The organism is Paenibacillus shunpengii, from assembly GCF_042684905.1.
GTDB classification, from domain to species: domain Bacteria; phylum Bacillota; class Bacilli; order Paenibacillales; family Paenibacillaceae; genus Paenibacillus; species Paenibacillus shunpengii.
This window is the reverse complement of the sequence record NZ_JBHUMJ010000002.1, coordinates 260,999-284,150: the sequence shown is the minus strand read 5'-3', so window position 1 is coordinate 284,150 and position 23,152 is coordinate 260,999. Positions and strand designations below refer to the sequence as shown.

Genomic DNA, 23,152 nt, shown 5'->3' with positions numbered 1-23,152 from the left:
CGGAACCATTGTTAACAGAGTGTCAATCACACGTTAATTTTGTGTTTTTACTTGTTTTTAGTTTGTTTTGGCTATACAAACACAAAAAAAGCTGTTTCTGACCCCTTTATAGGAGTCAGAGCAGCTTTTTACTTCTTTTTATATTTGTTTCATTAGACCATCCATTTTATTTACGTTTTGGTATTTGGTTAACGATAGAAGCGGTCTATTCTCAATTCAAGCGATCGCAGTAAATGATCATCGCTTCTCTAAGGAATGCAGCGTATCCTGGAGTTCTCCCTTTTTCTATATTTTTCGTAAATCTTGAATCCTCCACATACAGGTCGGCCAGGCCACGAAAAATCTCGGGTGTACAGTCGTAGTAGTTGTTTGTAATCTCCTGACGAAGCTCAGCAACCCCCTCCTGTACCAGCGCATTTGCCGGCCCCAGATCCATCGCGCCTTCAATCTTGTCGTTAATCTCTTTATTTCTGGCGTGAATTCTCGCCCAGTCCTGCTCCGTGTAGGCATCTGTTCTGCGCTCAGTCTGCGTGACCATCTCAGCTCCGTACTTCTCCTTCGCTTCCTGTGAATACTTCGCCTTATGCTCTTCAATAGATTTCATATCAAAGCCGTTAAACATCTCTTCCTTTGACATTGTCATTCCCCCATTCTCCTCTTCTAACGTTCGATCGACGGTATCAATCAATTCCTCAAGCCGTCTCTTTTGTTCCAAGAGCAGCTCTTTATGCGCGGCAAGCGCTCCCCTTCGGTCGAAATCCGGCCTATCCAGAATCGGTCCGATCTCCTGCAGCGAGAACCCGATCTCGCGAAAAAACAGCACCTGCTGCAGACGTTTCAAATTGTCGTCTGAATACAGCCGGTGACCGGACTCGGTAACTTCATCCGGCTTAACCAGTCCAATCTCGTCGTAGTGATGCAGCGTTCTTATCGTGACTCCCGTGAATTTTGCCACTTCTTTCACTTTGTACAGCATTTCTTCACCTCCCTGAACTGATCATAATCCATCACGTTGCGTTAGGTTCAAGCGTTTCAGTCGTTCCATTTTTGGCTGCCTCTCTCCGGTTGCTATCACAAAAGTCATTCGTCATCCAAAAATTCCACTTGGGTGGTTTTGTAGGTATCTCGAGGATGCATCAAAGCGGACGTTCCATTTTTGACTGCCTCTCTCTCCGGTTGCTATCGCAAAAGTCGTTCGTCATTCAAAAATTCCACTGGAGTTTATGTAAGTATCTCAATGGAGAAGATCTGTTCTGAATTCACGCGTTCCATTTTTCGCTGCCTCTCTACGGTTGCTGTCGCAAAAGTCGTTCGTCATCCAAAAATTCCACTTGGAGGTTTTGTAGGTATCTCAAGGAAGCAGATTTGATCTGAATTCATACGTTCCATTTTGGGCTGTCTCTCTCCGGTTGCTCCGCAAAAGTCGTTCGTCATTCAAAAATTCCACTCAGGGAGTAAAAAACCGAAATAATGTGACAAAATCCAAAAAATGCGACCTGTCCTTCCCCGAATGTTATTAGATAAAATAAAGTCGCCCCCATTTGGAAGCGTTTACCAAATCTATTTTTTGCTGGGGAGCATCTACTCTTTTGAGGGAGGTTATTTATGAAGCATCGTCACGCTACAGGAAAAAGTATTTTGCACGCCGCATTCAGCTTATTCTTAACCGCAATTCTGATCACCACCTTCAGCCTGCTGCCCGCAACGAATGTTCATGCAGCTGAAGAAGCAGCCCCATCCATTACCTCTATGACCTACTTCTCAGCTGCCGACGGGCCTGTTATTACAAACTCGGGTGTTGGGCAGGCCAGCTATGGTTTTGTCATGCCGGTATTTAACGGAGGCGCTGTTACATGGAATGAAGTTGCTCAAGATTTGGGAGTTAAGGTAAAGCTCAATGGCAGCTGGGTTGATATTGATAGTATCGACAGCTTTACTTACAACCAAAACTGGGGGCACTGGAGCGATGGCGGCTTCAATGGCTATTGGTTTACCCTTTCCTCTACAACGGAGCTTCAGCTGTACTCCAAAACAACAGGAGCTACGCTGGAGTATACGCTCGTATTCAATAACATCAACAAAACAACCATCACCGCGATGACCCCGACTCAAGGACCGCAGATTACAGCAGGATATACAGGCGGTGCAGGCTTTACCTATCCTACTTTTAATAATGATCCAGCTGTAACGTATCAAGCCGTAGCAGATGATCTGAAGGTTTACGTCAAGCCAGTCAATGACACAAATTGGATTGATATTGACAACAATGCAGCCAGCGGCTGGATCTATGATCAGAACTTTGGTCAATTTACCGATGGCGGCGGCGGATTCTGGTTCAATTTAACCGAGTCAATCAACGTCAAATTAGAATCTAAAACGTCGGGTGCTAACGTTATTTACACGATTACTTTTAATGAACCGGTAAGAAACTCTTATGTAATAACACCGTATGAGGGGACAACATTTACAGCAGATGAGAGCGGCGCCATTGGCATTCCTCTTCCCAAGATCGATGGGGGAGCTGCTATAGGTAATGAGCTCGGTAATTTTGTATACCAGATCAACGTTGGCGGAGTATGGATAGACCTGGATCAATCTAACCAGAGCGGATTTACTTACGCCTCGAACGGATATAACAACATGTCGGATGCCAATCAGTGGGGTTATTGGGCGGATCACATCTATGGTCTCTGGTTTCAACCCATCCAAGAAGATATGCAGATTCGAATCGGCTATCCGCTGAATGGTCAGAAAGGCGGCAATATCGGCAATAATTACGTGGTCTATACCTTTATTGGCAATCCAGATGCCCCGCGTCCAGATGTAACTGATCAAGAAGATATTGCAATTGGCACGCCAAGTAATCCTGACATTCAAGGCATGAATCTCATCTGGCGGGATGAATTTAATGGATCCGCACTTGATACAAGCAAGTGGAGCTATGAAACAGGATATTATCTTAATGATGACCCGAACACCTGGGGCTGGGGTAACTCCGAGCTGCAGCATTACACGAATAGTACACAGAATGTCTTTGTACAAGATGGGAATCTAAACATCAAAGCCTTGAACGAGCCCAAATCCTTCCCGCAAGACCCAAGTCGGTATGCACAATACTCGTCCGGTAAGATTAATACAAAGAATAAGTTCTCTCTCGAATATGGCAGAGTGGATTTCCGTGCGAAGCTGCCGACGGGCAACGGAATCTGGCCAGCCTTGTGGATGCTCCCAGAGAACAGTCCTTATGGGGTATGGGCATCATCCGGTGAGATTGATGTTATGGAAGCCAGAGGACGCCTGCCGGGCTCAACCAGCGGCGCTGTGCATTTTGGCGGACAATGGCCAGCTAACCGGCATCTCTCAGGAGAGTATCACTTCCCGGCAGGACAGACCTTCGCAAATGATTATCACGTGTATTCTGTCGTATGGGAAGAAGATAATATTAAATGGTATGTGGACGGCAAATTCTTCTTCAAAGTGACCAGAGAGCAGTGGTACTCCACTGCAGCACCGAACAATCCGAATGCCCCATTCGATGAGCCTTTCTATCTCATTATGAATCTTGCGGTTGGAGGAAGCTTTGACGGTGGACAGACACCGAATCCCGGCGATATTCCTGCCTCCATGCAGGTAGACTATGTCCGTGTCTACAAGGAAGGCAGCTCGAATCCTGACCCTACGGACCCTACCGATCCTACAGATCCTACCGACCCTACTGAACCCGAACCGATCTCTGTCGTTGGAGATGAGGTTAAGGGGCTAAAAATCCTAGGAGATGATTTGCAGTTCTATGTGAATGGTGCAACTTTTGCGGATTTACACTATAAGGTGAATAACGGTGGTCAATTGAACGTCGCCATGAACACCACAGGGAATGGCAATTACACCTACAGCGTCAATAACCTTCAGCAAGGCGATACTATTGAGTACTTCTTCACCTATAATCCCGGTGGAGGGGCGTTAGATACTCCTTGGCTCACTTACACCCATGGCGTTACCCAAGGTGTGCCAGAATAACATATCGATTCTAAGCAGGTACAGCATCCGTCATCATCATTTCAGGTCAAAGCACCTCTATAAGCTCAAAAGAAAGAAGCAGGCTCAATTCACACTGGCCTGCTTCTTTCTGTATAGTCGATCTCCGTAATCAACCGTTCTTAATTCAATGTGCTCGGCTCATCTAAGGAAACGCCGTAAACTTCCTTGTACAGCTGTACCTTATACGAATGGAACTCCGTTTCTGTCAATCGCTGAGGATAGCTCATGATACACAGGGGCAGATCCGGCTGGCCTTCACGCAGTGGCGGCTGCATATATTTGTGATCCCCTAGCTGAAAACCGAGCCGTTCGTAGAATCCGATTCTTCTTCGCTTCAGCTCATCTTCGGGAGGCTCGACTTCTAGAATTACCGGCAGAGCCGATTCCTTCATGAATTGTTCCATTAACAGCCGTCCTCTTCCTCCCCCTCGAATGACCGGTGTTACGGCGATATGCTCCACAAATCGAAAGCTCTCGAATTCCCACCCTGCGAGAAAAGCAATGACCTTCCCTTGCTCATCCTGTTGTGTCAGCAGGCGATAATACGGATTAGACAATAGCCTCTTCTGCCCTTCATAGCTCCGAAACTCAATAATTGGAAAAGAATCCTCCATAATGCTATATATTTGATCAAACTTTTCTGGGTGAATCATTCTCTCACTTCCTCATGCCTCAATCTGCTTGATTTTGTAAGCTGCAGCCAATGTGCTGCCTTGTTCAGTCTAGCACTGATCTTCAAATAAACTCAAACATACAGCTCACCCTTGATGCAATGATCAATGATGCCCCGTTACGTACAATCTATCTTATCCAACTCTTCCCATAATGATGTGGACACAACAGAAAAGCCCAGGCCTTCTGGCCTGGACTTTTCCCTTCATATGAAGTATTGAATAAATGACAGCTGAGTGACTGTCAAGCAGGTATGCCTGCTGATAAGTGAGTGGGTAGGCTGTAGCCTATTTCAAATCCACACGCGGTACTTTTTTGCCTCCATGTGATGATCGCGAGCTTCTCATCATACTGGAAACGGATGTAAACAGCTTATCCCTCGCTTTTTTATTCCTCATCAAGTAAGTGACTCCAGCGCCAATCGCTGTCATAATAATTCCTCTTTTTTTAGACATGGTAACTTCCTCCTTATAGGATAGATTTCATCGTGTCTTGCTTGAAATTTACCCTCTGCGGCGAAAACGAAACGCTAACGCTGACGATTAACTGTAATTTGCATCGTTAACCTGCTCTAATTCATATCTGCCGAGGATACCGATGTCTGTGTTTTCCAAATTATAAATTTCTGGTCATCCTTGGACTGTTCCCAGGCCGTATCATACACCACTTGCACATCGGGATGCGCTGTGAAATACTCCTCTTTCACTTCAAACCTCACTTCATAAGTGCTTGTCTCTTCATTGCTGGTGGCCATACTAACCTCAGGTTCAGTGAAGACCTTCTCTGCCTCGTCAGGTAATACGAACTGGACTTGATAATCCGGATTATTCGTAATTTCTGCAGTAATCCGAACTTCGCGTCCTGCGTCATTGTAGTGGGAATATTCCATATGCATCTGATCTGGTTCTGGTATCTCTTCGTATTGGGGAGTGTCTGCTCCGTCCAGAAGATAATAAACTTTCTCTAATTTCGGCGCAGCTTCTTCGACCACGGCTGGTTCTGAGCAGCCTGCTGCCAGCAAGCCTGTTAAAACGGTAAATAGCATAAGTTTTGTTAGACGATTCATAGATAAAAATACTCCATTTCTTAAATGATATTTTTTTCTTATGCGAAGGAATTACATATCGATTCAGCAATAGTAACTGCTCTTAACTACCCCCATCAAAAGGAGGAGTGAAATTACCCGCCCTCTTTGTCCCGATCTGTCTTGATTGCTTGACTGTTCGTCGCTGCTTTGGCTTCGGCATCCAAATCCCGAACCGTCTTTGTCAGCCGGGTTATGGAATTGTCCAGCTTATCTAAACGCGTCCCAATCGTGCTCAGAATATACCGGAGCAAAATGACACAAACCGCCATAGGAAAGCCGATATTCGTCACTAGATAAATGATCTCTTCCAAATTAATTAACTCCATTGTAAATCCCTCCCTTATATATGGAAAGGTAATGGAATCGGACATTTTACAACCACGATCCGTATTTTCGTGAAAAACGGTTCTTAACCGAACTCATCGCAACGCAAAGAACCGCCCGGAATTCCTGCCGGACGGTCTAAGTTCACTTCACTGAAAAGTGAATTCTCTATATCCTGTTACATTGATGTCGCTTTATTTCTGACCTTCGGAAGCCGTATCCGAAGACTTCTTAGTGCCTTTACTCTTATAAGGCTTGGGTGCACTCTTGGCGCGTCGCTCACTGGCTTGCCAGCGATTCCAGCCTTTTTTGCCTGTCCCTCTGCCTGTTCCGCCTTTACCTTTTGCCATGCTATCCTTCACCACTTTATATTCATTTCCATACTTATGGGTTAGCCTATCACTATACAGGAATGAGAGCTCAATGTACAGTATCCGCGGCTTAGGAAGAAGCTTTAAGATGCTCCTCCATGTACCTGTTTATCGAATTTTGGATAGAATCCGCATTCGTCGTAAACAAAATATATGCCGCATCCTGGGTACGAATAACGATTCGATCCGTGGTTCCCTGCGGTGTGCCGATCCGAATTGCATCCTTGATCTCACCTGCATAGGTTTCATCATGTGTAACGGAGACTATGGTATCCATAGAAATTGCAATCCTTGTTAACTGCCAGCGAATGACGAGCTGATCCCCTTTTCTTGCAACGGATATACCCAGCATAATGATCTCCCCTTAAATATAGTGGCATTCACCGATGTTAAATCAGTAGCTTGCTTAAGAGAGCAACTGCTCCATGACATGTGCTGCTGTCTTCTCCCCGTTCAGCATACAATCAGGAATCCCTACTCCATAGTAGGAGCAGCCCGCCAGCCAAATTCCCGGGAAATAAAGTGCCATATTATGCTCCAGCGACTGAACCAGCTCATGATGCTTCATATGGTAATTCGGCATTTGCTCATGCCATTTGCGGACGTGATGTGTGATCGGCTTCGCCGAAATTCCCATTGCCTCGCGAATGTCCGTCAGCGCAACTTCGATGAGCTCCTCCTCGGATAACGGAAGAAGAGAGTCATATACCGGCTTCGTGCTTTTATAAAAAAGTCTGACCAGCAGACGGCTATGATCCGAGGTATGCTTCCACTTTCGGCTTGTCCATGTGCAAGCATTGCACTTCAGGTCACTCGCATCCGTCGTGATGAACCCCGTCCCGTTAGCCGGCAGCTCACTGTCCGGCACATCAAAGCCCAAATAGACGCTGATCAAGGAGCTGCTCTTCAGCTGGTCAAAATCCTCCGTAAGCTCAGGCTTAGCCAGCATGCTTCCCGCTGCGGTATGAGGAACGCTGAGCACGACATAATCGGCTTCTAATACATCATCGGTCGACAGACTCAGCGCATACTTTCCATTCACAGGCTCAATGCGGGTAACGGATGTAGCTGTGCGAATATCCACCTCCGAGAGCTCCCTCTCAAACGCCTCAATGAGATCCGACATCCCTCCGGCAAAGGAGAGGAATTTCTTCTCTCCAGAGGACTTCAGCTTGGCTCGCTGCTCAGACAGTCCACGAATCAGACTTCCATATTCGTTTTTGTAGTCCAAGAGATAGGACAGTGTCGATGCCAGCGTAAGGTCATATATATTCCCCGAATATACTCCGGATATAACAGGTGCAATCTGCTTCTCTACAAATTCCTTGCCGAGAAAGGCCTCCAGAAATTCACCCAGGGAATCATTTTGGGTAAACCGGTCATTCGGTGTATAAAAATCCTTAAGTGCCTCGACCTTTCCTTCAGCTGACACAAGCGTCGTGCTGGCCAGAGATTCGATACTCATCGGTATCCCGAACATGGAATCATCCGGTATCTGCTTCAGCGCCCCATCACTGTGGACAAAAGAAGTCCCTGTCTCGTTGTAAACGACTCGATCGGTCAGCCCAAGCTGCTCAATGTATTGGAACGTATTCTTCTTGCGCGTCACAATGGAATCGGCTCCCGTCTCCATCGTAAACTCTCCATCATGCATGGTGCTGATCTTCCCGCCCAGCACAGACTCCGCCTCTAACAGGACAATCCGCACCTCTTGACCGCTTGTTCTTATTTCTTTTTGCAAATGATAGGCACAGGACAGACCTGTAATGCCTCCGCCGACGATGGCCACTGTCTTCAATGGAATCACACCTTCTATATCTTTAAGTTGTTATTCTTCTTTGTGCCATACAAAATATGATACTCAAAAGTAATATTCTGCTGCCTGATAACTTCCTTCAGCTTATGTTCTGCAATCCCCCAGGTCAGGGGTGTCATATGAACCAAATGAGCCATTTCCTCCGCGTCAAGCTGAAGTGTGTAGCTCACCTTCTCCTCACGAATGATGTGGTAATGATGGGAAAAATGCTCGATTGTGTGCTTATTATCGTACGACTGCTGCGCCGTATGCTCATAGAATCGGCTTCTCAGCTCCTGCAAATACCCGCTGCCCGGAATAACCTTAATGATGATGCCATCATCTGTAAGCAGTCTGTGAAACTCTTCATAATTGGAGGGGGACAGGATATTCAGAATATAAGGAAAGCTGCTGCTCCTAAACGGCATTCTGGCCAAATCTCCGACGCACCAGAGGTTATCTGCTTCTTGCTTGGCCGCAAGCAGAATTCCTTCCTTGGAAATATCGAGCCCAGCACCGAACCATTCATGTCTCGTCAGGGAGACAAGCTTCTGCTGAATCTGAATTAATAATGATCCTTCGCCGCATCCGGCATCCAGCAGCATATTCGGTGTGGAGGTATTATTGTACCGAAATTGATCCGGTAAATGCTTCATTATTCCTACCGCGATTGCCTCAATCAGTGGTTCAAGCTTACCAGCGGAGATCAGCTGCTTGCGTGCACGGAATAATGTGCGACCATATGGGGTTTTAACCGCACGCAGCAGCAAATTAATGTAACCAAATTTCGATATATCAAAAGTATGTCCTTGTGGACAAAACAGGCTTTTTCCAGACCTTGAATCCATTACTCCGTGACACATGGGACAACGAAGCAAATGCAACATATGAGAATTCAACACGTAGTACACCCCGTTCATTCATTTATCGTAAGAATGAAAAAGGCACAGAAAAATAAACCCCTGGCTTGTAGTTTTAAAAAAAACGCCTGGGCTTACTTATAATCTGTACCTCTCATTAACGATAGCGAATGAACTGAATTATCATACGTCGTTCTCCTTAAAATAGAAAAGTGAGAACAGAAACCTCTGTTCTCACTTTATTTTACCGTGGCATGAAGCTGTAGTAAACCTTACGCCATGATTTTGCAAATATCATTCGTGAACGCGACGGGATCTTCCACCTGAAGTCCTTCAATCAGCAGCGCCTGGTTGTATAGAACACTGGTGTACACCGCGAATTTATCTTGATCGTTCTCAAACGCCTGCTTCAATGCACTGAACACATCATGATTCGCATTAATCTCCAGCACTTTGTCGGCTTTGACCTGCTGGCCGTCTGCATTCGGCATCGCATTCAGCACTTTCTCCATCTCGATGGTGATTTCACCGTCGGCGGATAGGCAGACCGGATGGGATTTGAGACGCTTGGAAGCCTTGACACTCTTCACTTTACCGCCCAAGAGCTCCTGCATTTTCTCAAACAATTCCTTGTTCTCGGATTCCTTCGCTTCCGCTTCCTCTTCGCTGCTATCTGCTTCAAATCCAAGATCACCGCTCGATACAGAACGGAATTCTTTCTCCTGGTAGCTCATCAGCATCTTGATGGCGAACTCATCCACATCGTCAGTGAAATAGAGAATTTCATAGCCTTTATCCGCCACGAGCTCGGTTTGCGGCAGACGTTCAATACGCTGCACGGACTCACCTGTTGCATAGTAAATATATTTCTGATCTTCCGGCATACGGGAGACGTATTCAGCCAGGCTGACCAGCTTCTGCTCCTTGGAGGAATAGAACAGCAGGAGATCCTGAAGATCGCCCTTGTTCATGCCATAATCGTTGTATACTCCAAATTTAAGCTGTCTGCCAAACGATTCGTAGAATTTCTCATAATTCTCACGCTCATCCTTCATCATGGATTGCAGCGCAGATTTGATCTTGTTCTTGATGTTCTTCGCGATCAGCTTCAATTGACGATCATGCTGCAGCAGCTCGCGGGAAATGTTCAAGGACAGATCCTCGGAATCGACCATCCCTTTGACAAAGCTGAAGTAATCCGGCAGCAGGTCTCCGCATTTATCCATGATCAATACGCCGTTAGAGTAGAGCTCAAGGCCTTTCTCATATTCCTTGGTGTAATAGTCGAACGGCGTTTTCTCCGGAATAAACAGAATGGCATTGTACACAACAGCACCGTCAGCACTGATATGTACGTGCTTCAGCGGCTTGTCGAAGCCGTAGCGTTTCTCGAAATAGAAGTTCTCATAGTCTTCATCTGTCAGCTCACTCTTGTTCTTGCGCCAGATCGGAACCATGCTGTTTACGGTCTGCTCTTCGGTAACTTCCTCAAACTCGTTCTCCGCATCTTCCTTCGGCTTCTGCGTCTTCACGTCCATCTTGATCGGATAACGAATGAAATCGGAATATTTCTTAATAATCGTTCTAAGACGATACTCCTCCAGGAATTCATCGTAAGAATCTTCTTCTGTATTCTCTCTAATGTGAAGAATGATATCAGTTCCTACGCTGTCTTTGTCAGCTGGATCAATCGTGTATCCATCTGCGCCATGAGACTGCCATTTATAGGCCTGCTCGCTGCCCCAAGCCTTCGTAATCACCGTAATCTCATCTGCAACCATGAACGCAGAATAGAAGCCCACCCCGAATTGTCCAATAATGTTATGGCCGTCCTTCAGCTCATTCTCGTTCTTGAACGCAAAAGATCCGCTGTTCGCGATGATCCCCAGGTTGTTCTCCAGCTCCTCCTGCGTCATCCCGATCCCTGTGTCTGAAATGGTGAGTGTGCGGTTTTCTTTATCTGCGGTAATCTTAATGAAATAATCTTCGTTATTAAAAGTCAGCTGATCCTCAACCAATGCCTTATAGTACATCTTGTCAATCGCATCGCTGGCGTTGGAGATAAGCTCTCTTAGAAAAATTTCCTTTTGCGTGTAAATAGAGTTAACCATCATCTCCAGCAAGCGCTTGGATTCGGCCTTAAACTGCTTTGTTGCCATGATTAGTCTCCCTTCTATTCTATGAGCGTCCTTGCTCAAAATTTTAGCACTCTAAACCTTAGAGTGCTAACTCTTCTACTTATATATCATATTGGAAAAATTGATGTCAAGTTTGGATTTGAAATCAACCCAATTCGCTATAACTTCGATTAAAATAGGCTCGATCCTTCATGTAGGAGGTAAATTCATGAGAGCAATATTGAACTTGTCCTCTTATATATTTCAGAAAGTGGGTGCTGTATCCTCTAGGAACGAGTCGACTGCCGAAGGTAACAAGCCAGCTGCAAGTGAAGAAGATGCTCCTGATTATTAAAAGACATGCCTAAGATCTCTTCAATCTTATGAATGCGCTGATACAGTGTATTGATATGAATATGAAGCTCGCTCGCTGCTTGTGCCGCAGATCCGCCGCAGGCCATATAAGTAATCAGTGTCTCCTCAAGCCCACCGGCTTGTCCTTTGGCTGTTCTAAGCGGCTCAAACACCTCTGCTATAAAAGCATTCAGATCCTCAGCAGGCTGCCGGATAAACAATCGATTTACTCCGATATCCATGTAACGTATCGTCTCTTGCACACCACGAGCCTTCTGATAGGCCAGCGCCTTATCTGCCTCCTGATAGCTCGTATTAATGGCATCCAGCCCTAGGCGCATTGAACCTAAGCCCCCGAACAGCTTTGTATTATTTTTGCTCTCCCATTTCGGCAAGGAGGCAATAAACTTCTCTTCAATTTCTCCAGGCCTATGGGCTTCCGATGGAACAAGCATGACGGTGATACGTCTTTCACTGCCAAATGCGATGGGCAGGTTCCCCGAGGGCAGCTTCTCCCGCAAATAGGACACAAGCTGAAGTGAAAGAGTGCTGAGCATAACCGGACTTACCATGTCCGTGAATTCAAGCAAGGCAACAATAATTTGTGTATTGGGAGTAATACCAATCTCTGCGGATTTCACCCAGTATTCCTCCGAATCTTTGCTGAGCCTGAGATCATTAAAAAACTGCTGTGTTCTTTTGAAATAAAATTCAGCGAGAGACTGCTTTCTCATCAGCTCCAGCGCGAGTACAGAGCTCCCCTGCTCAAGTGCAACCAGCTGCAAAGGTGAGAGTCTTTCATTCATACGGATAATCAGATAGCCAAGGCATTGATTTGCGGAAGCGATGGGATATAGATACTGATTCATCTCCCCTTCTGCTCCTGCAACAAAGGTCAAGTAATCAGAAGGATTCAATGATCGATATCGCTCTCTCAGACTCTCAATGCTCCATTTACTTATCGTCTTTCCCCGTTTAGGAAACCATTCATTATCAATAAAGTCCACAAAGGTCAGCGGTATGCCGATAATACGTGTCAGCTCACTGACGATGGACACCGCACCTTTATTTTGCAGCGATAAACGCATCAAAGAAGAATGGATCTCATCCCGTCTGACAAGTGTTTCGTTCTGTCTGCTTAAGTTGTCATATAACCTCGCATTCGTCAGTGCGATAGACACCTGATCCGCGAAGCTCTGCAGAAGCCTCACATCTGAGTCCGTAAACAGCGGCACATTTCCCCTTTGATAGACAATGAGCACACATTCCGTTTGACCTTCAACCTTGATGGGAACGGAAATAATACCGCAAATATCTTCAAAATCATAAGCCGTATTCAAATGACGCCTATTTTCGAGCGTCATATTGCCGAAATCATCCTCCAGCATCAGCATATTGCTATACAATTTAGGTGTGCCTCTGCTGAATGTATGCCCAATGATTCCTTCTCCTGGCTTCAGCTTCATTTGAAGCATCCCCTCGCCAAGCCCCCCTGCTCTTGCCTTAACCGTCAAGGCATCGATTTCAGGATCATATTGCCACAGAACACCAATGCATTCATAAGGAATAACAGACAGCGCACTTACAAGAATTCGGCTGAGCAGTTCATTCAGATCGAGCAGCTGAGTCACGTCCCGAATGCTGTTCATGACTTCATTCAACGCACGCTCATGCTTTGCAGCTACCGCTTCTGCATAATACGGATACAAGAGAGATGAAATCTCCACCAGTTCTTCTGCAGAAAAATCACATTTTGAAAACAGTCGGACAGATATACACACGTTGTTGTTATATGGAAGAAAAGCTAACGTAATATTTTCTTCTTCCAGCCGATACTCCGGATGATGAAGAGGGGAATTGCATCGGAATTCAGGAGCAGCTGTCTTCCTATCCCCAATCGAAGTAATTAGCCGCCAATCCGACCAATTCTCACTCATCCAGATCTCATAATCCCAATTACCTAAACGTTCATGTAAGATTTCATGCAGCACTCCGTTCAATAGCTCCGCCCCCATGTCAATGTAGGTTTTCACATAATAATAGAGCTAATTATACAAAGATATACATTGTATTAAAACCCCTTCATCCTGTAACTTTAATATAACAAACGCATAAATATAACAATTGATAAGAAAGAAGGTAACACAATGTCGAAGGTCGTACAAAGCAAAAACTTTAAGTACATTGTACTCGCTCTTTTATTTCTCGGCTGGTGTCTAGGCAATCTCGATCGGTTTGTGATGAACTATGCCATTGTAGGGATCACACAAGATCTGGGTCTCAGCGCGTCCGCCCAAGGAATCATTCTGAGCAGTTTTTTCCTCGGCTACGCTATTATGCAAATTCCGGGCGGGGCACTCGCTGACCGTTTCGGCTATCGGAAAGTCATTCTCGTCTCTGTCTTCGCCTGGTCCATCTTCACCATCTTGACCGGCTCAGCCTGGTCTCTGTTCTCACTCATCTTCGTCCGCTTCCTGTTCGGGATTGGAGAAGGCAGCTTTTTTCCATCTGGATCAAAGGCCATTGCTACCACTTTCCCGATAAATCAAAGAAGCAGTGCGATGTCAATTATGCTCGCCTCCGGTGCAATTATGGGTGTTGTAACTCCGATCCTTACGAGTCAGGCGCTTGAAACCATCGGCTGGCGGCCCCTGTTCTATATCATCGGTGCTGTAGGAATTCTCGTTACAATCCTTATGTTCTTCCTATTAAGAGAACCGGCTCAGCCTCTGCAATCCGCGGCAGTTCCTGCGCCTAAAGAAAAGGTGCCATTTAAGGTTGTTCTTAAAACCCCTATGATCTGGAACCTGTTTATCGGTTACTTCAGCATTTATGCCGTGAACTGGGGGCTGCAGTCCTGGATGCCTACTTATATGGTCAATGTGAGAGGGCTGGATATGACGCAAATGGGTCTACTTTCTGCTATTCCGGCTGTCATCAGCATTTTCACCATGCTGCTCAGCGGCTATATACTTGACCGCATTCCCGCAGGTAAAGATCGGATTATTGCTTCCGTATTCGGCATATGCGTTGCCCTTTTCCTGTACTTGATGAGCACTGCCGGCAGTATCGCCATGTTCATTACCCATCAAACTATTGTTACAGCACTCGCTGGTTTCATTTCAACACTCATTATTTCAAAGTCCCTTAAAACGATGCCGGAAACGGTAGTAGCAACTGCAAATGGATTCATCAATACCGGTGCTCAGCTTGCCGGCTTCCTTACGCCAATGCTTATAGGCTTCCTGGTTGAAGCTTCAGGCGGATCGTATACTGCAGCCTTCGTGATGCTGATCGCATTTGCTGTAATCTGCTCCGCTTCACTTATGCTGTCACGCCGTTCTGACAAGATCAAACCAACCGATATTCAGCCAACCACTGTGTAAGTTGAATCAAGCGGTTATGATTCAATAACCTGCTTACAATAATCAATTACTGCCAATAGAGAGGTGTATTCCTATGACAACAACGATCGATTTAAGCAAGTATGTATCTGACGCCATCGAAGGAAAAAGCGAGCTGTTCACTAATGCAAGCGACCAGGTATGGTCTTTTGCAGAAACCAGATTCGATGAATTCCAATCAGCCAAGCTTCTCATCGATGTTCTAGAAGCTGAAGATTTCTCTGTGGAGAAAGAAGTCGCTGGACTTGAAACCGGATTTATCGCCTCCTATGGGACAGGCAGCCCGGTCATCGCCTTGTTAGGTGAATATGATGCACTGGCTGATTTGAGCCAAAAGGCAGGGACTGCTGCGTATAGTCCTGTCACTGCTCGCGGAAATGGTCATGGATGCGGGCACAATCTGCTTGGCGTCGGGGCACTTGCAGCAGCTGTCGCTGTGAAAGATTACCTTAAGGATCATCCCGGTACAAGCGGAACGATCCGCTTCTACGGCTGTCCCGCCGAGGAAAGCGGCTATGGCAAAACCTATCTTGCCCGTGAAGGTTACTTCAAGGATGTGGATGCCGCACTCTCCTGGCATCCCCACTCCATGAACGCGGTTATGCATGGCAGCTCGAATGCTGTTATTCATGGCACTTTTACTTTCAAGGGGATCAGTGCCCATGCAGCTGCAGCCCCTCATCAAGGACGAAGCGCCTTGGATGCTGTTGAGCTCATGAACATCGGGGCGAACTATATGCGCGAGCATATGATTGACCAGGCGAGACTGCACTACGCAATAACAAATTCAGGCGGATTTTCACCAAATGTGGTACAGGCAGAGGCCGAGGTGACCTACCTGGTCCGCGCTCCTAAGACACATCAAGTACGCAGCCTGTTCGAACGACTTATTAAGATTGCTGAAGGTGCTTCTCTCATGACCGAAACACAAATGGAATTTAAATATGAAGGTGCCTGTGCCAACCTCATTCCGAATAGTACACTCGAAAAAGTATTGTATAAGAATTTGACTCAGTTTGGAGTCCCTCAATATGAAGAGGAAGAATATGCCTACGCCAAGGCTATATATGAAACCTTGCCCCTTCAAAATAAACAGGAAGCAGAAGCTATGGTTGGGCCCCAGCTTGCAGGTGTGCTAACCGAGCGGCCGCTCCCCGGCTTTATCGCACCATTCTCTGACGATAAAGAAACGTTTATGAGCGGGTCAACGGATGTGGCTGATGTCAGCTGGAACGTACCGACCGCACAGTGTGTAACAACAACAATGGCGTTCGGAACCCCCCTTCATGCATGGCAGACCGTAGCGCAGGGCAAGAGCACTTATGCTCACAAAGGAATGCTGCTCGCGGCTAAAGCGATGGCGGCAACAGCGATTGAATCCATACTTGATCCAAGTATCGTCGCCGAAGCAAATAAGGAATTTAAAGAAAGATTGGGCGGCGAAGTGTACGACTGTCTTGTTCCACAAGATGTGCAGCCCCCAAAACGAGGAGCTTGATCGAATTGAGATTTAAAGACGTTTTTTCCATCATAGGTCCGGCCATGGTCGGACCGTCCAGCTCCCATACTGCGGGTGCGGCACGTATCGGACGTACAGCAAGACTACTGTTCGGAGAATGCCCGGCACATGCTGAGATCAAGATGTTCGGCTCGTTTGCGGCAACATACCGCGGGCACGGGACGGATACAGCTATCGTTGGAGGACTACTGGACATGAATACGGATGATCCAAGACTTCCTGATGCCTTTGTTCATGCAGAAGCGGCTGGAATGGACACTACCATTGGCCCCGGAACCGGACTCTATCCTCATCCCAATACAGCTGAGATTATCCTGACAAATAAAGGGGGAGACCGCCTGCTTAACTTGGTGGGCACTTCGATCGGAGGCGGGAATATCGAAATCGTTCGGATCAACGGCTATCACCTAAAGATGACGGGGCTGTATCCAACACTGATCCTTCGCCATATTGACGAGCCAGGCGTTATCGCCGTAGTTACCAGAATGCTGGTTGATGCCGGCATTAATATTGGTCATATGTCTGTCGATCGAAAAAACCGCCGCGGTGAAGCCATGATGGTCATGGAATGCGACGGTAAGATCCATTCACCCTTGGTTGAACGAATAAAGACTTTACCTGAGATTCAGGAAGTTAATCTTCTCATCTTGTAAGCAAGCCCCATTTTTCTGTATCTCATGTATAAAGGAGTCTTACGCTTATGAACTTTCGAACATTAAAACAACTGGCAGAGCTGGCGGAATCCAGAGAGCTCTCCCTTGGCAGACTCATGCTGGAGGAACAATGTCTGGAATCAGGCGAGGACCAGGATGCCGTATTTGCTCAAATGAAGGAATACTACGAAATTATGAAAAAAGCGGTCCATCAGGGACTGCATACCGATACAACCTCCAAGAGCGGGCTAACCGGAGGAGACGCTAGAAAAATGCTAAGTTATCGTGAGAACGGACAATCCATGCTCGGAGATCATGCAAGCTTGTCGATGACTTACGCTCTTGCGGTATCCGAGGTCAACGCTTCCATGGGACGGATCATTGCGACACCGACGGCCGGCTCCTGCGGCATTATTCCCGGCGTGTTCATCAGCAGCCAGGAAAGGTTCGGGTGGACGGATGAACAAATGGTTTACGGCTTGTTCGCTTCCGGAGCCATAGGTTATGTGATCGCAAATAACTCCTTTATCTCTGGAGCAGAAGGCGGTTGCCAGGCGGAAGTGGGATCCGCCATCGGTATGGCAGCAGGTGCCCTCGTCGATATTCGAGGAGGATCACCTGCTCAGGCGATTCATGCTGTAGGACTTGCCTTGAAAAATACGCTTGGCTTGATCTGCGATCCAGTGGCAGGCCTGGTCGAGATCCCATGCATCGTTCGCAACGGATTCGGCGCCATTACGGCACTCGGAGCAGCCGACATGGCACTGGCCGGGGTTCGAAGTATCATCCCTTCGGACGAAGTGGTTCAGGTCATGCTCGAAGTGGGATCGGCCATGCCTGAATCGCTGCGGGAAACAGCTGGCGGCGGCTTGGCTCAGACCCCGACAGGTCGTAAGATAACAAGAGATTTGCAGCATAACCCATATTAATTCTCACAGCTCAAGTATTAGTTTCTTGAATAATGAAATGAATAATCAACAAGTAAATGAAATTCCTTTGCATAAAAGAGGCATCTTTCCCAAGGTCTATAGACCTGAGAAGGATGCCTTTTGTTCATGATCTTTTGTTATAATCTTCCTGCGGCCTTCACCTTAACCAGCAGTGCATTCCCTGGCAGGTAAGCGAGTGGAATATCCTCGGTAAAGACGATTTGGACAGTCTCCCGGTCTGCTCCTGCCCGAACCGCCTGCTCTACCGCATAACTGCGGGCATCTTCCTTTACTTCATCATAGGTCAGTTCATCGAGTGAATAGATGCGTTCCGTTTCCCCGCTCACTTCGCCAAGAGCTGCACCAATTGCATTCGCCGCACCATAATATTCTGGGCGAATAATGCGGGCCACACCCTCAAGCTCCTCCGGCACCAATATACTTCCACCGCCAACCAGAATGACATCGACTGGCGCACTACTCGACTTCATTCGGTCAATAGCATCCTCAATATCGGTCTTCATGATTTCATCTGCTTGGATACAGATTGCCTCGTCAATCCCCTCGATTTGAGCGCCTTCCCACTGTGTCCTGCCGAGCTTCACCACGACATCCGTCGCCGTCAGCGTATCTCCACCGAAGAGGGTACCCCGCTTCGTCAGCTCATAACCGACACTGTCAGGCCCTACGGTAACAATGAGCCCACTCTCGCTATCGCTTGATTTCTCCGTACGGACAATCGTTCCTCCCCCAATACCAATGGATAGAATATCCGGCATTCGGAAGTTCGTTCTTACACCACCCAGTGTTACAGCAGCAGAGGACTGCCGTGGGAAGCCTTGGCTGAGAACGCCAATGTCCGTTGTCGTACCGCCGATATCCACGACCAGTGCGTCACTCAGTCCAGATAAATGTGCAGCTCCACGGATCGAGTTGGTCGGTCCGCACGCAATCGTCAATATGGGATAACGAAGTGCATAATCACTGCGCATCAGCGTTCCGTCATTTTGACAGATATAGACACCGGCTTGAATGCCGAAGCTCTCAAGCGCTGCTTCGAATCCCTGGACTACACCCGAAATGACACCAAGAAGAGCGCCGTTCAATATAGAGGCATTCTCCCGTTCCAGGAGACCGATGCTGCCAATTTCGTGGGAGAGGGTTACTACCATGTCCTCACCGAGCACTTCTCGAACAATCTCCGCGGCCCGCTTCTCCTGTGAAGTGTTCACTGGAGAGAAGATACCGCAAATAGCAACGGATGCTACCTCACCCTTCATTCGCTCACACAGATTTCGAATTTCCTCCTCATCCATATCAACAATGGTGCGCCCGTCATATTCATAACCACCTCTGGCCATATAGGCATGATTGCCGATCACAGAGGCAAGAGTTTCATCCCAGCCCGTTAGTGGAGGAATGGTCGTTGCCGCAGGTGCTCCGATCCGGATGAGTCCGACTTTGCCCAGATTCTTTCTTTCCACGATCGCATTCGTACAGTGTGTCGTTCCCAGCATGGCATACTTGATGAATGCAGGGTTCACCGTGCTTTCTTCCAGCAGCTTGCGAACGGCTTCAACTATACCCTCATTCACATCCTTCGTGGTATGCACCTTCACCGTATGAATCGTATTCAGCCTGGAATCAAGCAGTGCCGCATCGGTATTCGTACCGCCTACATCAATACCTATGCGATATAATTCCGCACCAGTCAGCTGCACTTCTCTCTTTAAATTCATAGCTGATCCGCTCCTTTCTTCGCTGCCAGCTCTTCAATTGGCACATAAGGAACGTCATAGCCGAAATACTTCGGTCCAACGGTATCAAGGCCCTTTGGCGTTCGCCACTTCGGATCGCAAGGGAAACCGACAGCCGTGATCCGGGCACCATACTTCAGGTTCTCTGTCGTAATTGGCATACCCGTATCTTGGTCTAATAGAGATATCAAATCTGGGGTTACAGCAAGAGATTGCTCTCCTTCTACCGCCAGCAGGAATTCATTCTGGAAAAACAGCTTCATCGTCCGGCCTTTATGCTCGCCAGTACCTTCAAAGGTCGCTTCACCACGCGTGAAGCCTCCCTCCATCCGGCGGCGGATATCTGACGCCTTGCCATGGAACAAGGCATACCCGTTCAACTGCTTAAGCAGTGCTTCGATGGGATGCTGCTTCTGCTCCTTCGATTCAAACAACGTTTTGCCAATCTCATATGCAAGAGATAACGTATGTGGAATCACACTTTTCTTCATCTGTGCACCGGTTGCCGGGTAATCGCAGATCGATGCGGAGCCGCCCATCTGGATCGTGACCGCCCGGGCCATCCGTTCCTCCCATATGCCGTCAATTGCATGCATCAGCACCGCATTTCCCCGTTCATCCGCCATCGTAATCGGACTCGGGTCCATACCATCGAGATAAAAGGTAACCATTTGTGATTCCGGGAAAGCCCGGCCCATCGCATCCGCATCGAGCACAGGAATGCCCCGCTCTGCTGCCGCAATGACCGGAATAAGTGAATTGCCTCCTCCAACCTCAATCGGCATAAGAGCGGTAATCTTTCTGCCAAGCTCTTTTTCAATCAGATCTAATGGCTTACTCATCTGCTCGTGCGCCGGAATTTTCTCATTCATCACCGTTGGCGCACCAATCATAGAGAACGGCACTACTAGATCATCATCTCCGAGATCCTCAGGAGAGACCACTGTTACCGGCCCGTATTTCTTAATGGCTCCTATAGCCATCAGTTTGCCGATATGCGGATCGCCGCCGCCCCCTGTACCGAGGACAGCTGCACCTACTGCAATATATTCAATCGCTTCTTCTGTAAGCTCTGTAAGTCTATTCATACGATTTATGCTTGTCATGTTGTCATCCTTTCTTGCTGAACACCTTAGCGACCAGCCACTGCACTACAAAAGCGAAGAGGAAGCCGTCAAGTGCAGGAACCTGCGTAAGCTGGAATAGGCCGAGCCCGTCCGGCGCTGCTGTCGTCATGTATGCAAACAGGCTGGATACGGCCCATACAATGAGTGATCGCACCATCCAATTCTTGTTCTTATCCAGACCCTCAAACGTAAATTTTGATCTGTCCACGAGTAAATATTCCGCTGTGTAAATACCGCCGATCGGGGCGATCAGCATCGTAATCAAAGTGAGAAACGAGAGAAAGCTGTCATAAATGCCGAACACCCCGAGCAGGGTTGCAACCAGACCTGCCACAATGGTAATAACGAATTTGGGTACTTTGGAGAACACAACCGAGAATCCAAGCGAAGCCGAATACAGGTTGTTCGTGTTCGTCGTCCACTGGGCCAGTGTCAGCACAATAATGGCGGGAAGTCCAAGACCGATCGTAAGGAATATCCCTGTAAGATCACTTGAATCCATCACTCGGGAGAGGAAGATTGCAATGACGGTCATGAAGCTGTTCCCTACAAAAAAACCGACAAATGCGGCCATTATCGCATGCTTTGGCGTTCTTGCCCAGCGCGCAATATCCGGTGAGAGCACCGTTCCCAGCATAAATATACCGATAACGAGTGAGATCGCTGTACCCATAGGTATTGGCTGTGCGCTGATCGGCGCCCAGATGGCAGTTGTTCCATTCATATGAAACGCCATATACAAGGCAATTAAAATAAAAATCACCAGCAGTGGCACGGACCACACGCTGAGCTTCTCAATCGCACGGTAGCCCCAGATCGCCGTAGACATCATCAGCATGCCGCCGATGAAGGACAACAGGCCAAGTGACAGGTTGACTCCCCATATTTCATGAAGTGCTGTTTGCATATTGCTGGCAAAAAATCCGGTCTGAACACCAAACCAGCCGAGCGAGGAAATACCAAGCACTACAGATATAATCCGTGCTCCCCTATTTCCAAACAAGAACCGGCTTATCATGGCTGTGGAGAGCCCCGTCTTTGCCCCTACATAAGCACACAGCGCGCCGATGAGACCCAAAATTAAGGACCCTATAAAGGTTGCGGTCAGCGAGCTGGACAATTTCATCCCTGCTCCGAGCTCTGCACCTAGAAACATAGCAGACAGGTCGATTCCAATCGCAATCCATACGAAGGCCATGGTCAGCCATTTCTTACGCAGATGCTGCGGCACCGGCTCCCGTTCAAAGTCTTCTAATATTTTTGCTTCGTTGCTGTTCTCAATTACGCTTTTTGCCTCATTCATGTCAAGATCCCCCTTGGTTGAACCGGCTCTTAAGTTGTCGTCACGTACTCTGCACTTCTCCAGAACACGTCAAAGGCATGTTCCAGCTTACGTTCAAAAACTTCCTTGGAGCCGTAATAGAAATACTGCATAGCAAGTCCGTCCATCAAAGTTAAGAAAGCATCCACCAGCGGCTGTATCTTCTGATCCGGAATGAGATTCTCCTCCATACCCTGTACCATAATGCTCTCCAGTACCTGAGATAGCAGCTGATCTGAGTCCGCAAATGCCGCCTCCACTTCCTGTTTGAGAAATAAAGGAGGAAACAGGAGTGTCCGAATGACGAATAGATTGGTTTCCGTGCTCTCCACGTAGAACTCATACTGTCTTGCAAGTACGTTACGAAGGGTGGTCTTGGCATCCGCCCGTACCTTCGAAGTATGCAGTTCCTGAATAAACTGGTTATATGCCTGCATAGCCTCCTTAAAGGCCGTGATGAACAGATCCTCTTTATTGGCATAAAAAGCATAAATGGCCGGTGTTTTCACTCCGACTGCCTTTGCGATTTCAGATAGTGCTGTTCCGTCGTAGCCCTTCTCTCCGAACAGCCTGATGGCGGTATCTCTCAACTTATTTCTGGTCGTCAACAATGTCACATCCTAGTTTTAATTAACGTTAATTAAGTGAATTATACGTCTACGTGTATAAAAATACAACAGGTATTATTTTTATTGTATTCTCTATACCCCTTTGCGCATTTTACGTCCCAATCCTTATATTGAAGTGTTAAATCTCGAAGAAATTTGAATTTCATTTGAAAATAACGGTAATATTAGCCCTAGCAAGACATGATACTTAATATG

At 47.2% G+C, this 23,152-nt stretch carries 20 protein-coding genes; 5 read left to right on the top strand and 15 right to left on the bottom strand.

All coding sequences use genetic code 11. The annotated features are described in order from the left end of the window. Window positions 1-211: 211 nt before the first annotated feature. A complete protein-coding gene (locus tag ACFSVM_RS01215) occupies window positions 212-976 on the bottom strand; it encodes a MerR family transcriptional regulator (protein ID WP_379259991.1) in 765 nt (254 codons plus the stop codon). Between the two features lie 629 nt (window positions 977-1,605). Between ACFSVM_RS01215 and ACFSVM_RS01210 the strand changes: the two genes are divergently transcribed. Continuing rightward, window positions 1,606-4,017, top strand: coding sequence for a glycoside hydrolase family 16 protein (locus ACFSVM_RS01210; protein WP_379259989.1), 2,412 nt, complete (start codon window positions 1,606-1,608; stop codon window positions 4,015-4,017). Between the two features lie 140 nt (window positions 4,018-4,157). Here ACFSVM_RS01210 and ACFSVM_RS01205 read toward each other — a convergent pair whose 3' ends face one another. The 10 genes from ACFSVM_RS01205 to ACFSVM_RS01160 all read right to left on the bottom strand — a co-directional run bounded on the left by ACFSVM_RS01205 (window position 4,158) and on the right by ACFSVM_RS01160 (window position 13,609). Then, entirely contained in the window at window positions 4,158-4,691 is a 534-nt protein-coding gene (locus ACFSVM_RS01205; RefSeq protein WP_076312286.1) for a GNAT family N-acetyltransferase, read from the bottom strand. A gap of 306 nt (window positions 4,692-4,997) precedes the next feature. Next, window positions 4,998-5,165, bottom strand: a complete 168-nt coding sequence (locus tag ACFSVM_RS01200) for a hypothetical protein (RefSeq protein ID WP_177178814.1) — start codon at window positions 5,163-5,165, stop codon at window positions 4,998-5,000. Between the two features lie 116 nt (window positions 5,166-5,281). After that, the gene (locus ACFSVM_RS01195; protein ID WP_379259987.1) at window positions 5,282-5,776 is read right to left on the bottom strand and encodes a hypothetical protein; all 495 of its coding nucleotides are present in this window, start codon (window positions 5,774-5,776) and stop codon (window positions 5,282-5,284) included. Window positions 5,777-5,889: 113 nt separating this feature from the next. Then, on the bottom strand, window positions 5,890-6,123 hold the full coding sequence (locus tag ACFSVM_RS01190; RefSeq protein ID WP_076312288.1) for a YvrJ family protein: 234 nt from the start codon (window positions 6,121-6,123) through the stop codon (window positions 5,890-5,892). 192 nt (window positions 6,124-6,315) lie between these two features. Further along, on the bottom strand, window positions 6,316-6,471 hold the full coding sequence (locus ACFSVM_RS01185) for a DUF3934 family protein (RefSeq protein ID WP_076312289.1): 156 nt from the start codon (window positions 6,469-6,471) through the stop codon (window positions 6,316-6,318). A 91-nt stretch (window positions 6,472-6,562) separates the two neighbouring features. Then, on the bottom strand, window positions 6,563-6,844 hold the full coding sequence (locus ACFSVM_RS01180; RefSeq protein ID WP_379259984.1) for a SunI/YnzG family protein: 282 nt from the start codon (window positions 6,842-6,844) through the stop codon (window positions 6,563-6,565). 54 nt (window positions 6,845-6,898) lie between these two features. After that, window positions 6,899-8,290 carry a protoporphyrinogen oxidase gene (gene hemG / locus ACFSVM_RS01175; RefSeq protein ID WP_379259982.1) on the bottom strand — a complete coding sequence of 464 codons (1,392 nt, stop codon included), beginning with the start codon at window positions 8,288-8,290 and terminating at the stop codon, window positions 6,899-6,901. Between the two features lie 14 nt (window positions 8,291-8,304). Further along, window positions 8,305-9,150 carry a putative RNA methyltransferase gene (locus tag ACFSVM_RS01170; protein ID WP_379262828.1) on the bottom strand — a complete coding sequence of 282 codons (846 nt, stop codon included), beginning with the start codon at window positions 9,148-9,150 and terminating at the stop codon, window positions 8,305-8,307. 269 nt (window positions 9,151-9,419) lie between these two features. Further along, window positions 9,420-11,306, bottom strand: coding sequence for a molecular chaperone HtpG (htpG, locus tag ACFSVM_RS01165; RefSeq protein ID WP_379259980.1), 1,887 nt, complete (start codon window positions 11,304-11,306; stop codon window positions 9,420-9,422). Window positions 11,307-11,551: 245 nt separating this feature from the next. Next, window positions 11,552-13,609: a helix-turn-helix domain-containing protein gene (locus tag ACFSVM_RS01160; RefSeq protein WP_379262826.1), complete on the bottom strand. Its 2,058-nt coding sequence runs from the start codon at window positions 13,607-13,609 to the stop codon at window positions 11,552-11,554. 156 nt (window positions 13,610-13,765) lie between these two features. On the opposite strand from ACFSVM_RS01160, the gene ACFSVM_RS01155 reads away from it, so the two are divergent. The 4 genes from ACFSVM_RS01155 to sdaAA all read left to right on the top strand — a co-directional run bounded on the left by ACFSVM_RS01155 (window position 13,766) and on the right by sdaAA (window position 18,123). Continuing rightward, on the top strand, window positions 13,766-15,004 hold the full coding sequence (locus ACFSVM_RS01155) for an MFS transporter (RefSeq protein WP_379259978.1): 1,239 nt from the start codon (window positions 13,766-13,768) through the stop codon (window positions 15,002-15,004). A gap of 73 nt (window positions 15,005-15,077) precedes the next feature. Then, entirely contained in the window at window positions 15,078-16,520 is a 1,443-nt protein-coding gene (locus tag ACFSVM_RS01150) for a M20 family metallopeptidase (protein ID WP_379259976.1), read from the top strand. A gap of 5 nt (window positions 16,521-16,525) precedes the next feature. Continuing rightward, the gene (gene sdaAB / locus ACFSVM_RS01145) at window positions 16,526-17,194 is read left to right on the top strand and encodes an L-serine ammonia-lyase, iron-sulfur-dependent subunit beta (protein ID WP_379259974.1); all 669 of its coding nucleotides are present in this window, start codon (window positions 16,526-16,528) and stop codon (window positions 17,192-17,194) included. A gap of 47 nt (window positions 17,195-17,241) precedes the next feature. Next, the gene (gene sdaAA, locus ACFSVM_RS01140) at window positions 17,242-18,123 is read left to right on the top strand and encodes an L-serine ammonia-lyase, iron-sulfur-dependent, subunit alpha (RefSeq protein WP_076312296.1); all 882 of its coding nucleotides are present in this window, start codon (window positions 17,242-17,244) and stop codon (window positions 18,121-18,123) included. A 137-nt stretch (window positions 18,124-18,260) separates the two neighbouring features. On the opposite strand, the gene ACFSVM_RS01135 is transcribed toward sdaAA, so the two are convergent. From ACFSVM_RS01135 to ACFSVM_RS01120, 4 genes are read right to left on the bottom strand one after another with little or no spacing between them, the layout of a single operon-like run. Beyond that, complete coding sequence (locus ACFSVM_RS01135; RefSeq protein ID WP_379259972.1) at window positions 18,261-19,862, bottom strand: ROK family protein; 1,602 nt, start codon at window positions 19,860-19,862, stop codon at window positions 18,261-18,263. Continuing rightward, a complete protein-coding gene (locus tag ACFSVM_RS01130) occupies window positions 19,859-20,986 on the bottom strand; it encodes a DUF917 domain-containing protein (RefSeq protein WP_379259970.1) in 1,128 nt (375 codons plus the stop codon). Before ACFSVM_RS01130 ends, ACFSVM_RS01135 begins: the two co-directional genes overlap by 4 nt. Before the next feature lie 4 nt (window positions 20,987-20,990). Further along, window positions 20,991-22,310 (bottom strand): cytosine permease, encoded by a 1,320-nt coding sequence (locus tag ACFSVM_RS01125; protein WP_076312298.1) that lies wholly within the window; start codon window positions 22,308-22,310, stop codon window positions 20,991-20,993. 29 nt (window positions 22,311-22,339) lie between these two features. Beyond that, complete coding sequence (locus ACFSVM_RS01120) at window positions 22,340-22,936, bottom strand: TetR/AcrR family transcriptional regulator (RefSeq protein WP_371264599.1); 597 nt, start codon at window positions 22,934-22,936, stop codon at window positions 22,340-22,342. Between the last annotated feature and the right edge of the window lie 216 nt (window positions 22,937-23,152).

What these genes read in the sequence shown, in the direction of transcription:
- ACFSVM_RS01215 (WP_379259991.1), bottom strand. Translation starts at nt 976, where the DNA reads ATGCTGTACAAAGTGAAAGAAGTGGCAAAATTCACGGGAGTCACGATA.
- ACFSVM_RS01210 (WP_379259989.1), top strand. Translation starts at nt 1,606, where the DNA reads ATGAAGCATCGTCACGCTACAGGAAAAAGTATTTTGCACGCCGCATTC.
- ACFSVM_RS01205 (WP_076312286.1), bottom strand. Translation starts at nt 4,691, where the DNA reads ATGATTCACCCAGAAAAGTTTGATCAAATATATAGCATTATGGAGGAT.
- ACFSVM_RS01200 (WP_177178814.1), bottom strand. Translation starts at nt 5,165, where the DNA reads ATGTCTAAAAAAAGAGGAATTATTATGACAGCGATTGGCGCTGGAGTC.
- ACFSVM_RS01195 (WP_379259987.1), bottom strand. Translation starts at nt 5,776, where the DNA reads ATGAATCGTCTAACAAAACTTATGCTATTTACCGTTTTAACAGGCTTG.
- ACFSVM_RS01190 (WP_076312288.1), bottom strand. Translation starts at nt 6,123, where the DNA reads ATGGAGTTAATTAATTTGGAAGAGATCATTTATCTAGTGACGAATATC.
- ACFSVM_RS01185 (WP_076312289.1), bottom strand. Translation starts at nt 6,471, where the DNA reads ATGGCAAAAGGTAAAGGCGGAACAGGCAGAGGGACAGGCAAAAAAGGC.
- ACFSVM_RS01180 (WP_379259984.1), bottom strand. Translation starts at nt 6,844, where the DNA reads ATGCTGGGTATATCCGTTGCAAGAAAAGGGGATCAGCTCGTCATTCGC.
- ACFSVM_RS01170 (WP_379262828.1), bottom strand. Translation starts at nt 9,150, where the DNA reads ATGTGTCACGGAGTAATGGATTCAAGGTCTGGAAAAAGCCTGTTTTGT.
- htpG (WP_379259980.1), bottom strand. Translation starts at nt 11,306, where the DNA reads ATGGCAACAAAGCAGTTTAAGGCCGAATCCAAGCGCTTGCTGGAGATG.
- ACFSVM_RS01155 (WP_379259978.1), top strand. Translation starts at nt 13,766, where the DNA reads ATGTCGAAGGTCGTACAAAGCAAAAACTTTAAGTACATTGTACTCGCT.
- ACFSVM_RS01150 (WP_379259976.1), top strand. Translation starts at nt 15,078, where the DNA reads ATGACAACAACGATCGATTTAAGCAAGTATGTATCTGACGCCATCGAA.
- sdaAA (WP_076312296.1), top strand. Translation starts at nt 17,242, where the DNA reads ATGAACTTTCGAACATTAAAACAACTGGCAGAGCTGGCGGAATCCAGA.
- ACFSVM_RS01135 (WP_379259972.1), bottom strand. Translation starts at nt 19,862, where the DNA reads ATGAATTTAAAGAGAGAAGTGCAGCTGACTGGTGCGGAATTATATCGC.
- ACFSVM_RS01130 (WP_379259970.1), bottom strand. Translation starts at nt 20,986, where the DNA reads ATGACAAGCATAAATCGTATGAATAGACTTACAGAGCTTACAGAAGAA.
- ACFSVM_RS01125 (WP_076312298.1), bottom strand. Translation starts at nt 22,310, where the DNA reads ATGAATGAGGCAAAAAGCGTAATTGAGAACAGCAACGAAGCAAAAATA.